The organism is Clostridium paraputrificum (assembly GCF_900447045.1).
Classification (GTDB): Bacteria; Bacillota; Clostridia; order Clostridiales; family Clostridiaceae; genus Clostridium; species Clostridium paraputrificum.
Genome location: NZ_UAWH01000005.1, coordinates 752,925 through 768,983 on the forward strand (window position 1 = coordinate 752,925; position 16,059 = coordinate 768,983).

Annotated in this window: 13 protein-coding genes; all 13 read left to right on the plus strand. The window is 29.7% G+C overall.

Annotated features, from left to right (window positions below; genetic code table 11):
* Nucleotides 1-65: 65 nt before the first annotated feature.
* The 13 genes from DR024_RS03575 to DR024_RS03635 all read left to right on the plus strand — a co-directional run bounded on the left by DR024_RS03575 (nucleotide 66) and on the right by DR024_RS03635 (nucleotide 15,937).
* Nucleotides 66-1,040: a TDT family transporter gene (locus DR024_RS03575; protein ID WP_027098255.1), complete on the plus strand. Its 975-nt coding sequence runs from the start codon at nucleotides 66-68 to the stop codon at nucleotides 1,038-1,040.
* A 179-nt stretch (nucleotides 1,041-1,219) separates the two neighbouring features.
* The gene (locus tag DR024_RS03580; RefSeq protein ID WP_027098254.1) at nucleotides 1,220-2,416 is read left to right on the plus strand and encodes an NADP-dependent isocitrate dehydrogenase; all 1,197 of its coding nucleotides are present in this window, start codon (nucleotides 1,220-1,222) and stop codon (nucleotides 2,414-2,416) included.
* A 1,090-nt stretch (nucleotides 2,417-3,506) separates the two neighbouring features.
* The gene (locus DR024_RS03585) at nucleotides 3,507-3,818 is read left to right on the plus strand and encodes a hypothetical protein (protein ID WP_027098253.1); all 312 of its coding nucleotides are present in this window, start codon (nucleotides 3,507-3,509) and stop codon (nucleotides 3,816-3,818) included.
* Nucleotides 3,819-3,842: 24 nt separating this feature from the next.
* The gene (locus DR024_RS03590) at nucleotides 3,843-4,151 is read left to right on the plus strand and encodes a hypothetical protein (RefSeq protein WP_049179271.1); all 309 of its coding nucleotides are present in this window, start codon (nucleotides 3,843-3,845) and stop codon (nucleotides 4,149-4,151) included.
* A 199-nt stretch (nucleotides 4,152-4,350) separates the two neighbouring features.
* Nucleotides 4,351-5,706 (plus strand): PTS sugar transporter subunit IIC, encoded by a 1,356-nt coding sequence (locus DR024_RS03595; RefSeq protein WP_049179270.1) that lies wholly within the window; start codon nucleotides 4,351-4,353, stop codon nucleotides 5,704-5,706.
* Between the two features lie 109 nt (nucleotides 5,707-5,815).
* On the plus strand, nucleotides 5,816-6,520 hold the full coding sequence (locus DR024_RS03600; protein ID WP_027098250.1) for a DUF3284 domain-containing protein: 705 nt from the start codon (nucleotides 5,816-5,818) through the stop codon (nucleotides 6,518-6,520).
* Nucleotides 6,521-6,637: 117 nt separating this feature from the next.
* Nucleotides 6,638-7,555, plus strand: coding sequence for a glutaminase A (gene glsA / locus DR024_RS03605; RefSeq protein ID WP_027098249.1), 918 nt, complete (start codon nucleotides 6,638-6,640; stop codon nucleotides 7,553-7,555).
* A 141-nt stretch (nucleotides 7,556-7,696) separates the two neighbouring features.
* Nucleotides 7,697-10,303 carry a DNA polymerase I gene (gene polA / locus DR024_RS03610; protein WP_027098248.1) on the plus strand — a complete coding sequence of 869 codons (2,607 nt, stop codon included), beginning with the start codon at nucleotides 7,697-7,699 and terminating at the stop codon, nucleotides 10,301-10,303.
* Between the two features lie 13 nt (nucleotides 10,304-10,316).
* Nucleotides 10,317-10,913, plus strand: coding sequence for a dephospho-CoA kinase (gene coaE, locus DR024_RS03615; protein WP_027098247.1), 597 nt, complete (start codon nucleotides 10,317-10,319; stop codon nucleotides 10,911-10,913).
* Between the two features lie 16 nt (nucleotides 10,914-10,929).
* A complete protein-coding gene (locus DR024_RS03620; RefSeq protein ID WP_027098246.1) occupies nucleotides 10,930-11,472 on the plus strand; it encodes a lytic transglycosylase domain-containing protein in 543 nt (180 codons plus the stop codon).
* A 17-nt stretch (nucleotides 11,473-11,489) separates the two neighbouring features.
* Nucleotides 11,490-12,611 (plus strand): glycosyl hydrolase family 8, encoded by a 1,122-nt coding sequence (locus tag DR024_RS03625; RefSeq protein WP_027098245.1) that lies wholly within the window; start codon nucleotides 11,490-11,492, stop codon nucleotides 12,609-12,611.
* Between the two features lie 193 nt (nucleotides 12,612-12,804).
* A complete protein-coding gene (locus DR024_RS03630; protein WP_027098244.1) occupies nucleotides 12,805-14,955 on the plus strand; it encodes a YhgE/Pip domain-containing protein in 2,151 nt (716 codons plus the stop codon).
* 61 nt (nucleotides 14,956-15,016) lie between these two features.
* Complete coding sequence (locus DR024_RS03635; RefSeq protein ID WP_034866254.1) at nucleotides 15,017-15,937, plus strand: alpha/beta hydrolase; 921 nt, start codon at nucleotides 15,017-15,019, stop codon at nucleotides 15,935-15,937.
* Nucleotides 15,938-16,059: the final 122 nt, after the last annotated feature.

Consider the following 16,059-nt stretch of genomic DNA (forward strand, 5'->3'; position numbering starts at 1 on the left):
TTCAGTAGTATACTAAAAGCAACAAATGAGACTACAGAAAGCTATTAATCATTAGGAGGAATGCTATGATAGATAAAAATACATTTATTAAAAATTTTAGAAGTGTTCATGATAATCTGCCAATAGGAGCAGTTGCAACATCAGTTGGAGCAACAACATTATCTAATATATTTGCTTTAAGAGAGTTGACTTTCTTAAAGGATATATTTATGAACATGGCAGCAATAGTGGCTTTGTTTGCATTACTTAAACTGTTTTTTTACCCTAAAACAGTAAAGAAAGAATTAGAATTGCCAGTACTGGCAAGTGTCTTCCCTACATTTGGTATGTTAATTATGATTTTAGGTAACTACTATTTAAAGTTTAGTTATACATTAGGTAAGACAATGTGGCTTTTTGGGATTGTAATTTATAGTGTGATCTCAATTATAGCTATTTATAAACATTTAATAAAGAATTTTAATTTTAATACCTTTGTGCCTAGTTTTTTTATTCCCTTTGTAGGAAGTCTAGTGGCGTGTGTAAGTAGTACAGGAATGAATGAAACTATGTTAACTAAAGTTATCTTCTATTGGGGTACAACAACATATTTTTTTATATTACCTTTTATGATATACAGATTGTATAAGGGGGATATCGAAAAGCAAATATATCCTACAGTAGTTATTATGGCAGCACCACCTAGTTTGGTAATAATAAGTTATTTAACAGTGTTTACAAATTACAATAGAAATTTTGTAGGGTTAATGGCAGTGATAGTATTCTCTATAACCTTATATTCTTATGTTCAAATTCCTAAATGCTTAAAAGAGAAGTTTAATGCAGGTTTTGCAAGTTTAACCTTTCCGTTAGCAGCAACAACACTTGCAACTTTTAAAATTAGTATGTATTTCTTGACTGTAAATGCAACTTTAGCGCATTTGTTTGAAGGAATTGGAGTTGTAGAATTATTTATTGCTACCTCAGTGATTGGGTTTGTCCTTTACAATTTGTTTAATCTACTATTCCAAAAATTAACCATGCAAGATGCAATAGAATAGTTAAAAGTAAGAAGAGAAATTATTATGTGATTTCTCTTTTTGATTATTCTAAATTAATTTTCGGATTTAATAAAATGAAGTTTCAAGAAATCATAATTTCATTTTAATTGCTATTAAAGTGTATGTAATGTATAATATTGCTATAAAATGAAAGTTTTAATTTAAAAGGGGGCAAAATGATGGCGAAAGTAAAAATGACAACTCCATTGGTTGAAATGGATGGAGATGAAATGACTAGAATCCTTTGGGGCATGATAAAGGATGAATTAATAATTCCTTTTGTTGATTTAAAGACAGAGTATTATGATTTAGGGCTTGAATATAGAAATGCCACTAATGATCAAGTTACAATTGATGCAGCTAATGCTATTAAAAAATATGGGGTTGGTGTTAAGTGTGCAACAATAACACCTAATGCTGCAAGAATGAAGGAATATGATTTAAAAGAAATGTGGAAGAGCCCAAATGGTACAATTAGGGCAATATTGGACGGTACAGTATTTAGGGCTCCAATAATAGTAGATCCTATTAAGCCATACGTTAGAAATTGGAAGAAGCCAATTACAATTGCAAGACATGCTTATGGTGATATATATAGGGATGTTGAAATGAAGGTGGAAGGAAAAGGAAAGTGTGAGCTTGTTTTTACATCTGAAGATGGGAAAGAAAAAAGAGAATTAATTCATAACTTTGATGGAGCAGGTGTGGTTTTAGGAATGCACAACTTAGACAAATCTATTGAAAGTTTTGCAAGAAGTTGTTTTAATTTTGCATTAGATACAAAGCAAGATTTATGGTTTGCCACTAAAGATACTATTTCAAAAAAATATGATCACACATTTAAGGATATATTCCAAGAAATATTTGATAAGGAATACAAAAATAAGTTTTATGAAGTTGGTATAGAATATTTCTATACATTAATAGATGATGCTGTTGCAAGAGTAGTTAAGTCGGAAGGCGGGATGATATGGGCTTGTAAGAATTATGATGGAGATGTAATGAGTGATATGGTTGCTACTGCTTTTGGATCATTAGCTATGATGACTTCAGTATTAGTTTCTCCAGAAGGAAATTATGAGTATGAAGCAGCTCATGGAACTGTTCAAAGGCATTATTATAAACATTTAAAAGGTGAAGAAACTTCAACAAATTCAATGGCAACTATATTTGCTTGGTCTGGCGCTTTAAGAAAGCGTGGAGAGCTTGATGGGAATAAAGAACTTATGGATTTTGCTGATAAGTTAGAAAAAGCATCTATACAAACAATAGAAGAAGGTATAATGACAAAAGATTTAGCTTCACTAGCCTCAATGGAAAATGTTAAGGCTGTTAATAGTGAAGAGTTTATTAAATCTATAAGAGAAAGATTATAATATAAAAACGAAACTACCGAGGTAGTTTCGTTTTTATGTTTTTAATATATTCAAATAAAGTCATTAGCAAACTAATATATAAATATAAGAACTTAAGAATATAACAATATATAAATATAACTTGATGTTTTTTACTATATAAGGAAATTATAAAATTTTAATTTGCTTGAGATTTCTAGAACTACTAACTCATGATTATTAAATAGCCTAAATTGAAAATGCATTATAATTTGAGTGTTGGTTAAAGTATTCAGGTCTCTGAACTAGAATGTTAATGAGGGAATCTTTTATATTGAAGGTTAAAAATTTAAGTATGCTTTTAGAATTATAAGAGTAATTATCATTAATTCTGCAAATACTAATGGATATATTTTTTATATTTGTATGAGAACTTTAATTGTATAAGAATATTAAGTCTAAAGATGAAAGCTCTTCTTTTATTTATTTAGCATAGTTACCATAACATTCATGATTTTTAGTTAGATAATAGGTAGGAGATTTATCAGTCAATTCATTTACTAGCATACAAGAGTTGTTGTAGTTTTTTTTTATTAGTTCGTCCATCTTATTTTCTGTTTTGTCTAGTAGGGTGTGCTGATTTTTCCGAAAGACTTACAGTGTAGATTAGATATCTGAAGTATTTTTACATTATACTCTGTTATTTTATTTGAAGTTAGGTATATTCATAAAACACCTATCTTTCGTAAATACTAAAACACTTACAGTTTCTAAATAATAGAATAAATGAATGTAAGTAGAATTTCTATATAAAAAATACAATATACAAAAAACTTACAAATTATATAATAAAAATGTTTACATTTAGAGAAAAATCGTATAAAATATGATTGTGATATTTATTTGGTAATATATATTTGGATAAATGTATATATAGAAAGATATTACAAATAAAAAACTTAAAGGTATATACAAATGAGGAAAATTGTGTTACTATGTAAATGATAACAAAACTTAATATTTGTTTTGTATACAATAAACTTACATACGTGGTTGAATACTTTGTTATTTTATTTAATAAAATATATTATTAAGAGATTTAGTTTAAAGGTAACAGGGGGAACTGAAGGGAATGAATAAGGTTTTAGTAATTTGTAAGGGAACAGGACAATCAAAATCCTTTGAAAGGTTTATGGATGATTATACAAAGAAAAATAATCTTCCTATAGAATGGATTTATGCAAATGATAAAGAGTATTTAGATGTTATAGAAGGTGGAGATGTTAAAGTGGCAATTATTTCTCCAGAAGTAGTTTTGGTAGAAGCTCAAATAAAATCAACTTTAGAATCTAAAAATACTCCATATATAGTTATTAAACCTGCAGATTTTGGTTTAAAGAGAGTGGAAAAGTTTATGCCTGATGTTGAAAAATATATAGTTTAATATATTTAAGAAAAAGGTGAGAATATGGGAGAAATCTTGATAACTAGAGATTACCATGAGTTATACAGTTCTCAAGAGTTCAAGATTATTATAGATGGCAAAGAGGTAAATAACATAAAAAACAATAAAAGAAAAGTTATTTCTTTGCCAGTTGGACAACATGAAATGTATATTCAAGTAATGGGGACAAAGAGTCCAACCAAAATAGTTAATATAGAGCCTAAGAAAACATTAAGATTAAGTTGTGGGAGTAACTTAAAGGGATTTAAATATATATTTCATTGGTTATTTGCTTTTAGTAAAAATAATATATATTTAGAAGAAACGATTTAGAGTTCTATTTTAGATGTAAAGTTAATAAATATATTATAAAAATATGATCTCTTTTAAGATAAGGTTTACAATGGACAAGCATAATTTAGCTTTGTATGTTTGTATATATTAAAAAATCTGAGGCACAAGGTTTTTTAAAGTATAGAAACATTCATATAAATTTATTAAAATTAAATTATTATTAGGGGGGAACAAAAAAATGATGGACAAAATTTCAGCAGCATTAGAAAAATATCTAATGCCAGTAGCGTCATTCATCGGTGGACAAAAACACTTGATTGCTATTAGGGATGGTTTCATTACTTCTCTTACAGTATCAATGACAGGTGCATTAGCATCAATGATGAATAACGTTTTCTTTAATGAAACTTCATTTGTAGGTCAATACTTAAACAAGATTGACGCATATCATGAATCAGTACAACCAATTCTACAAAAATATGCAATTCCAGTGATGGGGGATATTTGGTTTGGTACTTCAGCAATTTTATCAATATTTATATTATTAGGTGTAGCTTATTCATTAGCTAAGTCAAATGAAATGGATGGAATAGGTGCAGCTTTAATAGCTTTAGCATCTTGGTTCACAATATTCCCACAAACAGCTATGGGTGTATTTTCAAAAGCAGAAGATGGTACTTTTACAGAAGGTGCATGGGGATTAATGCCAGTTGGTCAATTAGGATCAAATGCTATGTTCTCAGCAATGTTAGTTGGTTTAGTAGCAGCTCAATTATTCGTTACCTTCACTAAGAAGGGATGGGTTATTAAGATGCCAGAACAAGTGCCACCAGCAGTATCAAAAGCATTCGCTGCTGTAGTTCCAGGAGGATTAACATTAGTTATTTTCGGTATTATAGCTGAAATATTCGCACAAGCTGTTAAGACACCATTTGTTGATTGGATGTTAGAAGTAGTTCAAAAGCCAATGATGGCACTTGGACAATCTCCATTCACTTATATCTTCTTAATATTTATTGCTCAATTACTATGGTTCTGTGGTTTACACGGTTCAAACATGGTAGATCCTGCATTAAATACTATGTATAAGACAGCTTTACTTGACAACGTAAATGCAGTTGCTCAAGGTAAAGAACCTATATATGCATTAACTAGAAACTTCGTTGACGTTTACGCTCAACCAGGTGGGTCAGGGTGTACGTTAGCTTTAATAATTGCTATATTCATATTCTCTAAGAGACAAGAAGCTAAAGAATTAGCTAAAATAGCAATTGCACCTGGTATATTCCAAATTAACGAACCAGTTATCTTTGGTTTACCAATCGTATTAAATGCTACTTATTTTGTTCCATTTATCATAACTCCACCAATATGTTTAGCAATAGCTTGGGTATTTACAGAAAAGATTAAGTTTGCTAACTACTTATGTGTTGAGTTACCATGGACAACTCCACCAATAATCTCTGCATTCTTCGGAACTGCTGGTGATTTTAAGGCAGCAATCCTTGCAGCAGCATTATTAGTACTTTCAGTTGTAATTTGGACACCATTCGTTATAGCTGCAAACAGAATGGGAGATTCTGAACAAGCTTAAGAATGAGTTTTAAGTAAATATTTAAATTTGAATGCATAAGCCCTTGGCTTATGCATTCTTTATAAGTTATAATAAATGCATATTGTATTTATGAAAGGATGGGAATTATATGGCCTTTTCAAATTCAGTGGAATTAAGTTATCCAGTAGAAGAAGTATTCAAGTTATTTATAAGAACAGCAAAAAGAGACTTCCCAAGATTTAATGAAGAGAATCCAGTTGGATGTAAGGTAAATAAAAAGGTAGGGGCATACTCTGCAGGGGCTACAACTATGGAAGTTGAGATAACTGGATTTGTAAAAAATGAGTTATATCAAATTGTAAGCACTAATGGAAGTGTTAAATATACATCTACATATGAGTTTGAAGTGATAGATGAAAATACTACACGACTTACACTAATAGAAGAGGATGAGAAACCAGGTATTTTTCCTTGGTTTAATACATTAGTTCAATCAGTTTTATTTAAAGGAAGAGTAAGAAAAAGATTTATATATTTTGTAGAAAGATTAGAAGAGGAGTTGGAAAGATATAGAAGCAATATTGAGAAGAACTCTAAATCTAGAGCAGATGAAGAAGCAAAAATAAAGGCAAAAGCTGAAGCTAAGAAAGCTAAAGAAGCGGCTAAAAAAGCTAAGGAAGAAGCACAAGCAGCTAAGATGGCAGCTGCAAAGGCAATTGCTGAAGCTAAAGTAGCAGCAGAACAAGCAGAGAAAGCTGCTAAGGAAGCAGAAGCAAAATCTCAAAATATAGAGTATGTAAATGAAGAAGTTGTAGTTGATGAAACAGCTACAAATGAAGGTGAAAATAATTAAATTTAAATATAATGATGATTTATAAAAAAACTCGCTTTTGCGAGTTTTTTTCTTGTATGAAGAAAAGTAAAGTAATATAATTAAAAATCATAGAACAAAAGAAAATGGGGTGTTTATGTGTTTAAGTTACTTGAAACACTAGTAGAAAAAAACAAAAAATATGGAAATGATGGACAGTTAGCGTCTTATATACCAGCATTGCTTGAAGCTAATCCTAATGATTTAGGGGTTGCTATAGTAGATGTAGAAGGAAGAAAGTATTATGCAGGACAGTGTGAAAAGAACTTTACAATACAGAGTATTTCTAAAGTGGTAAGTTTGATTTTAGCCCTTGGAGATAATGGAAGAACAAATGTATTTAAGAGAGTAGATGTGGAGCCTACTGGCGATGGTTTTAATAGTATAGTGAATTTAGAAACAAAGGATAAAAAAAGACCATACAATCCCATGATTAATGCAGGTGCTATAGCTACAACCTCATTAATTTATGGAGAAGATGGGGAGGATAAGCTTGAAAGAATAATTAAGTTTATGAGAAAAGCAACAAATAATCCGAATATTTCAATTAATGAAGAAGTTTATGTTTCTGAAAGAAGAACTGGTGATAGAAATAGGGCTTTAGCATATTTTATGAAAAGCAATGGAATGCTTCAAGGTGATGTAGAAGAAATTTTAGAATTATATTTTAGACAATGTTCAATAGAAGCAAATGCAATTGATTTAGCTATGTTTGGATCAGTTCTAGCAAATGATGGTGTAACACCATGGAATGGTGAAAGATTGATGTCTAGAGAAACTTGTAGAATAGTTAAGACTATAATGGTTACTTGTGGAATGTATGATGCATCAGGAGAATTTGCAGTTCATATTGGTATACCTGCAAAAAGTGGAGTAGGGGGAGGTATATTAGCTACTGTTCCTAGAAGAATGGGTATTGGAGTGTACGGTCCTGCTTTAGATAAGAAAGGGAATAGTTTAGCTGGTATACATGTATTAAAAGATTTGTCGGAAGAACTAGATTTAAGTATCTTTTAGTTGTATTGAATTAATCTAGAGTTTTTTGGGGAGTTTTATAAATGTATAATGATTTTAAATTAGAATAATAGTATAATTATTCTATGGATAAATATAGTAGCCTGCTATAGATAGCAGGCTATTATTGAATTGGAGGAAAATATGGAAAAGATATTAATTTTAGATTCTAACTCCCTTATGAATAGGGCCTTTTATGCACTACCTCCTTTAACGAATAGTGAGGGTGTTCATACAAATGCAATATATGGGTTTACAAATATGTTATTTAAGATGCAAGAGGAGATTAAACCAGACTATATAGTTGCTGCTTTTGATAAGAAAGCACCTACATTTAGACATAAAGAGTATGAAGATTATAAATCTGGTAGAAAAAAAATGCCGCCTGAACTTGCAGAGCAGTTTCCTATAATAAAAGAGTTATTAACTCTTATGGGAATTAATATATATGAGATTGATGGGTTTGAAGCAGATGATATTATAGGTACAGTTTCAAGACTATCAGAGAAAAATAATATTGAAAGCTTTATAGTTACTGGAGATAAGGATGCTCTTCAATTAGCATCAGAACACACAAATGTAGTAATAACTAAAAAGGGTGTTAGTGAAACTGCTGTATATAATGAAAAGGCATTTATAGATGAATTTGGAGTGACTCCAACTCAATTTATAGATGTAAAAGGGCTTATGGGAGATAAGTCTGATAATATACCAGGAGTTCCAGGTATTGGAGAGAAAACTGCATTTAAACTTATTCAGACATATGGATCAGTTGAAGGTGTATTAAGTAATATTGATGAAATTAGTGGTAAAAAATTAAAGGAAAACTTAACTACATATAGTGAGCAAGCAATATTTTCAAAAAAGCTAGCTACTATAATGACAGAGGTTCCTATAGATATAAGTCTTAAAGATATAAAAAACAAAGATGGTTATGATAGGGAGAAGCTTAAGAAGTATCTATTTAAGTTACAGATGAAATCATTAGTTTCAAAACTTGGAATAGATTCTGATGAAGAAAAGGAAGATAGTACACTAATAAGCAAAGTAGCTACTATAGAAGAATTAAAGAAATTATTAGCTTCATGCAATGAGAAGGTATATATATCTTATAATACATTTGATTCATCTTTATACTCAAAGATAGAAGTAAATAAGATGTTTATTGGTGTTAAAGGTAGTGTAAGTGAAATTTTACTTAATGATATTTATTTAGAGAATAAAGAAGAGGCATTAAATATAATTAAGGCTTTTATGGAAAATGATAAGGTAAAGAAGGTTATCCATAACTGTAAGAACTTAATTACAATTTTAAGCAAGCACAATATAGAGCTTAAGGGATTAGAGTTCGACACTGCTATAGCTGCTTATATAATAGATTCATCTAAAGGTGAATATAATTTAAATACATTAGTTAATGAGTATTTAGGAGAAGATCCAAAGGGAACAGCTGAAGAGATTGAAGCAAAATTGGCGTCATATCTAGATGAGTTATATACTGAACTTAAGGGTAGGATAGAAGATGATAAGATGGAAGAGCTTTATTATAAAGTGGAACTTCCACTTGTATATGTTTTGTCAGCTATGGAAAAGGAAGGCTTTAATATAGACCATAATATGCTTAAGGATCTTCAAATAAAGTTTAGAGAAGAAATAGATAGAACTCAAAAAGAAATTTATGAACTTGCAGAAGAGGAATTTAATATAAATTCTCCTAAGCAATTAGGAAAAATACTATTTGAAAAGATGGATTTACCTGTTATTAAGAAAACTAAGACAGGATATTCAACTAATGCAGAGGTATTAGAAAAATTATCAGATAAACATGAAATAATACCAAAAATTATTTATTACAGACAAATAACAAAGTTGAATTCTACCTATGTAGAAGGGCTTCAAAATGTAATAGATGAAGATGGTAAAATACATTCAAGTTTTAATCAATTAGTAACGACAACAGGAAGATTATCAAGTACAGAACCTAATCTTCAAAATATTCCTATTAAATATGAAATGGGAAGAGAGATAAGAAAAGTCTTTATTCCAGAAGGAAGTAATGATACCCTACTTTCATGCGATTATTCTCAAATTGAATTAAGAGTTTTAGCTCATATGTCTAATGATGAGAATATGATTGATGCATTTAAGCATCATAGTGATATTCATAGAAAGACTGCTTCTGAGGTATTTAATGTACCAGTTGAAGAAGTTACATCACTTATGAGAAGTAGAGCAAAAGCAGTTAACTTTGGTATTGTTTATGGAATTAGTGATTTTTCTCTTGCACAAGATTTAAAGATAACTAAGAAAGAGGCAGGAGAGTATATGGATATTTATTTTGAAAGATATCCTAAGATTAAGTCATATTTAGAAGAGATTGTTAGTAAAGCTAAAGAAGAGGGATTTGTTTTAACAATATTAAATAGAAGAAGATTCATACCAGAAATAAAGTCTTCTAATAAAATCGTAAAAGCTCTTGGAGAAAGATTAGCTATGAATGCTCCAATTCAAGGAAGTGCAGCAGATATTATAAAGATAGCTATGGTTAACGTATATAATAGGCTAAGAGAGGAAAAACTAAAGAGTAAACTGATTTTACAGGTTCACGATGAACTTATTCTTAATGTAAAGCCAGAAGAAGAAGAAATAGTAAGAAAACTAGTTAAAGATGAGATGGAGAACGCAGTTAAGTTACATGTACCTATGGAGGTAGATGTAAATGAAGGTCACACTTGGTATGAAGCTAAGTAAGGGGGCATAGAAAATGTTGAAGATAGGGCTTACTGGTGGGATAGGTACAGGAAAAAGTACTGTGTCTAGAATGCTTATAGCATCAGGTTTTAAAGTGCTAGATGCAGATTTAGTAGCAAGGCAAGTACTAATACAATATCCCGAAATATTAGATAAGGTAAGAATAGAATTTGGTGAAGGTTTTTTCGATTGGAGAGGGGAATTTAGAAGAAAAGAGTTTGGAAACCACATTTTTAGATTTCCTAAATTAAGAGTTAAATATGAAAATATAATAATTCCATATATAAAGAAAGAAATTAACTTGGCCTTTGAAAGATACGAGCAAAATGGTGTTAGTTTAGTAATACTGGATGCACCAACTTTAATTGAAAATAATCTTCATGAAGATATGGATTATGTAATTTTAGTTTGGGCAGATAATACAACTCAGGTTCAAAGAGTAAAAACAAGAGATAAGCTTTCGAATAATGATGCCATAAGTAGAATTAATGCTCAAATGCCAATAGAAGAAAAGAAAAAGTATGCCAATATACTTATTGATAATAATGGAGAGTTAGTAAAAACTAAGAATCAGGTAGATGAGCTGGTTAAATTCTTAAAAATAATATAATATCGAGGGAGTAAGAATGAAGCTTAAAAGATTAATTATAATATTAGTGGTAATAGTAGCAGTTTATTTTAGTGGAGAATTCGTATTGAAGACATATTTATTTCCTTTTAAGCATAAAGAAGCAATTGTTAAGTACTCAGAAGAATATAATTTGGATCCATATCTAGTATTAGCAGTAATTAAGGCAGAGAGTAAATTTAAAGCTGATGCTGAATCACATAAAGGTGCTATTGGGTTAATGCAAATTACAGGAGATACAGCAGATTGGATAGCAATACAAATGGGACTTGAGGATTATGATAGAAGTAAGTTGTATGATGAAGATTATAGTATAATGATGGGATGTTGGTACTTAGATAACTTAAGAACTGAGTTTGGAGTACTAGATAATTATATTGCAGCTTATAATGCAGGGAGAGGAAATGTAAACAAGTGGTTAAATAACGAGGAGTATTCAAAAGATGGTAAGATCTTAGATTATATACCGTTTAAAGAAACAAAAAAGTATGTGGATAGGGTAAATTCATATTACAAAATATATAAGGCAATATATGAATAGATTATATAGGGGGCAATATGAGGAAAAAGAATACAGTAGTAGTTTTAATAGCATTGGTTGTTTTAGTTGGATTTGGAATGTATTATTTTAAGCCGTATTTATTACCAATAAATAGTGGGGTTGTATGGTCAGAAAATGTGGTGTCTGAGCGAGAGCAAATATTATTAGATTTTGTTAATGATAAATTAACTGATGAAAAAGGTGGAATAAAAACAAACTATACAGAAGAGAATTCAGATGGAGATATTACAAAAGGAAGCTCTGTCTTATCAGAATCAGAGGGGCTAATGCTTATATACTATTTACATAGAGGAAGTAAAGAAGATTTTAATAGAACTCTTCAATATATAAAAGAAAACATGATTCTTGAAAGTGGAGTTATAAGCTGGAGAGTTGAAGGGAATAAGCCTTCGTTGACATCAGCTACTATTGATGACCTAAGAATAATTAAAGCTTTATTATTAGCTACAGAAAAGTGGAAGGATCAGAGCTATAGAAGAATGGCTTTAAATATTTCCCAGGGAATAAAAAAAGATCTATTAGAAAATGACTTGCTATCAGACTTTAATGATGGATATAACAAAAGTAAAAAAACGACTTTGTGTTATTTAGATCTTCAGACTATAAAGCTTTTATCTAATCTAGATAGTGATTATAAAGATGTATATAAAAAATCATTAGATATACTTGAGGGTGGATATATTAGTGATAGTGTACCTTTATATAAAAAAGAGTATAATTGGGAAGATTGTAGTTATGATGAAGGTGATATAGATATGCTTTTATCTACAATAGTAATATTAAATAAACTTGATGCTGGTGAAGATGTATCTAAGAGTGTATCTTGGATAAAAGAGAGAATGCTTAATGATAAAAAGCTATATTCTACCTATAGTGTAAGTAATGGAAGAGCGTTAAGTAATATAGAATCTACATCTATATATTCTAATGTAATTCAAATAGCAGCTGAAGTTGGAGATAAAGAACTTTATAATAGTTGTTTATCAAGACTTCAGGAATTTCAAGTAATAAATCCTAGAAGTGATATTTATGGATCTTTTGGGGATGAAAATACTTTACAGGTATATTCATTTGATAATTTGAATGCATTAATAGCTATGAGAAGAACTATTAATTAAATATTATATTAAGAGGAATTGCAAAGCAATTTCTCTTTTTTGTCCAAAAGTTAAGTATGAATATGAATTTTTGTTATGGATTTGAGAAGAATAAAATTGTTAGGAAATTGTAACATTTTAAAATTAATGACCAACAGTCATAAAAGTGTGTTATAATAATTTCATCAATTTAACTAAAGGATGAGGTAATAATATGAAAAATGCATTAAGGATTTTTAAACGTGATCTAAAGAAGGTATTAACAAATTGGGTTGCACTTGTAGTAGTTATTGCACTAATAATATTACCAGCGCTATATGCCTGGTTTAATGTAAAGGCTATGTGGGATCCCTATGGAAATACAAGAGGGATAAAAATTGCTGTAGTTAATGAGGATATAGGTGCATCATTAGATGGTAAAGAAATTAATGTAGGAGAAGAGATTGTTAAGAAACTTGAAGAAAATGAAAATATAGGTTGGCAGTTCGTAGATAGAGAAGATGCTCAAGAAGGTGTTAGGACAGGAAAATACTATGCTAGTATGATAGTGCCAGAGGATTTTTCAAACAAACTTTTATCTATAACAGAAAATAGAATAATAGAGCCAACATTAGAATACACAGTTAATGAAAAGAGTAATTCTGTAGCACCTAAGATAACAGATAAAGGTGTAGGTACTGTTAAGGATCAAGTAAGTGAGCAGGTTGTGGAGACAGTTGATGGAATTATTTTTAGTGTATTAAACAAAATTGGTGTTGAAGTAACAAACTCAAAGCCGGAAATAAGAAAATTAATTGATGTAATTTACAAATTAGATGAGGAAATGCCACAAATTGAAGAATTAATTAATAAGGCATATGATGGAACTATAACCGTAGATGAAATGGTAAATAAGATAAATGGATTAATGCCAACAATTGAAGATACTATAAATACAAGTCAAGATGTATTAGGAACAAGCAAGGAGTATTTAGATAAGGCAAAAGCATCATTGACACAGTTATCACCAGTTATTAAACAAGATTTAATAGTTGGTGAAAATGTAGTAGGAGGAATAAATAGCTTATTACAATCTATTGATGAAAATACATCACCTGAAAAAGTAAAGGAAGTTCTTACAGCAATAAAAGGTAAGGTTGAGGGGTTAAACAATTCTGTAGAGTCATTAATTAAGCTATTAAAGTCTATAAATAATTTAATTCATAATAAAGATTTAGATAATGCTATAGGAAATTTAACTAAAATAAAGGATGAAGTAGATAAGGTATTAGATTTAATAAATACAGGAATTGAGAGCGGTAATAATGAAGCTTTTAAAGATAAATTTAAGGACCTTCAAGAAAGAGTAGAAAGAATAGATTCAATATTAACAAGCATATTGGATAATTATGATGGTAAAATAGTACCAGCATTAAATACTGGTATAGCTCAGTTAACTAAAATAGCAGATAATACTTCAATGCTAATGAATGAAGCAGAAAAAAGTATACCTGATTTAAAGGATATACTAGCATTAATAGGAGAAGGCTCTAAACTTGGTAATGAGAAGCTAGGAGTTTTAAAAGAAAAGATGCCTACCTATAAAGAAAAGCTTCATGGATATGTAGAAAAGATAAAAGACCTTGATGATGAAGAGAAAATAGATAAGATATTAGACTTAATTACAGGAGACGCAAATGCTCAAAGTAAGTTCTTATCAAGTCCTATACAAGTAAATGAAACTAAGGTATTCCCAATTCCAAACTATGGATCAGGAATGTCCCCATTTTTCTCAGCTCTTTCTATGTGGATAGGAGCAGTGCTATTATTGTCATTGTTTACTACACATGCTAAAGATTTTGAGGATGGTACACAATTAAAACCTTATGAAGAATACTTAGGCAAATATTTATTCTTCTTAACCATGGGAGTACTTCAATCTGTTGTTATAACATTAGGAGATATCTTTATATTAAAAGCATATGTTGTACATCCAATTCTATTTGTTGTATATGGAGCTTTTATAAGCATTGTATTTGTTACAATAGTTTATACTTTAGTTTCTCTGTTTAGAAATGTAGGCAAAGCTTTAGCTGTAATTTTACTTGTATTACAGATAGCTGCTTCTGGTGGAACGTATCCAATAGAAGTTATGCCAGAATTTTTCCAAAGTATACATCCATTACTTCCATTTAAGTATGCTATTGGTGGTTTAAGGGAAGCTGTAGGAGGAATTGTACCAGAATTATTATCTAGAGATACAATAGTTTTAGCTGGATTTTTCTTAGTATTTTTAGTAATTGGAGTATTAGGGAAAAAATATTTAAATAAAGCTTTAGATAAGTTTTCACGAAAATTAGAAGAAAGTGAAATTGTAGGTCACTAAGCAATTAAGATGAAGAGTTTCTTCATCTTAATTTTTATAAATCAATTTAGGAGAGATAACTATGGAAAAGTTTAGATTTATGGATTCAGAGGGTAAAAATATTTATGTTTATAAGTGGGAACCTAAAGAGAAAAATATAAAAGGAGTTATTCAAATAGCTCATGGTATGACAGAAACAGCTTTAAGATATAGCTATTTTGCAGAAAAGTTAAATGAGGCGGGGTTTGTGGTATATGCTAATGATCATAGAGGGCATGGAAATACTGCATGCACAAAAGAAGAATTAGGATATATTGCAGATGAAGATGGATTTCATTGGATGGTAGAGGATTTGAAGGAGCTTACAGATATAATAAAGATGCAATATCCTAATGTACCATTAATATTATTTGGTCATAGTATGGGATCTTTTTTAAGCCAAAGATATATACAACTTTATGGCGATAAAATTGATGGACTAATACTTTCAGGAACAAATGGAATACCTAAAAAGATAACTAAAATAGGAAGGCTAATTGCTGGCTGTGAAATAAAACTATATGGAAGAAAACATATAAGTAAAGTTATGGATAAGCTTTCTTTTGGCGATTTTAATAGCAATTTTAAACCTAATAGGACACAATATGATTGGTTATGTTCAGTTGATGAAGAAGTTGATAAATATATTGCAGATGAAAAGTGTGGCTTTATTTGTTCTTCATCCTTCTATTATGATTTAATTAATGGATTATGGAAGATACATGAAAAAGAATCATTAAATAGGATACCAAGAAATTTACCAATATATATATTTGCAGGGGATAAAGATCCCGTAGGATATGAAGGAAAAGGAATAGAAAGTTTATTTAATTTATATAAAGAAATTCAAATAGAGGATGTTTCGTATAAACTGTATAAAGGTGGAAGACATGAAATGTTAAATGAATGGAATAAAGATGATGTAATAAATGATATTTTAAAGTGGACAAGGAAGATTGTTTAAATAAATAAAACTTTAAAGAAGAGATTCTGAATTTAAGAGTCTCTTTTTTTATGGCTATGTTAAATATAATAAAAAATATATATACGCTTTTTTACTAAACTGTCTTCATAAAAATAAAAAAA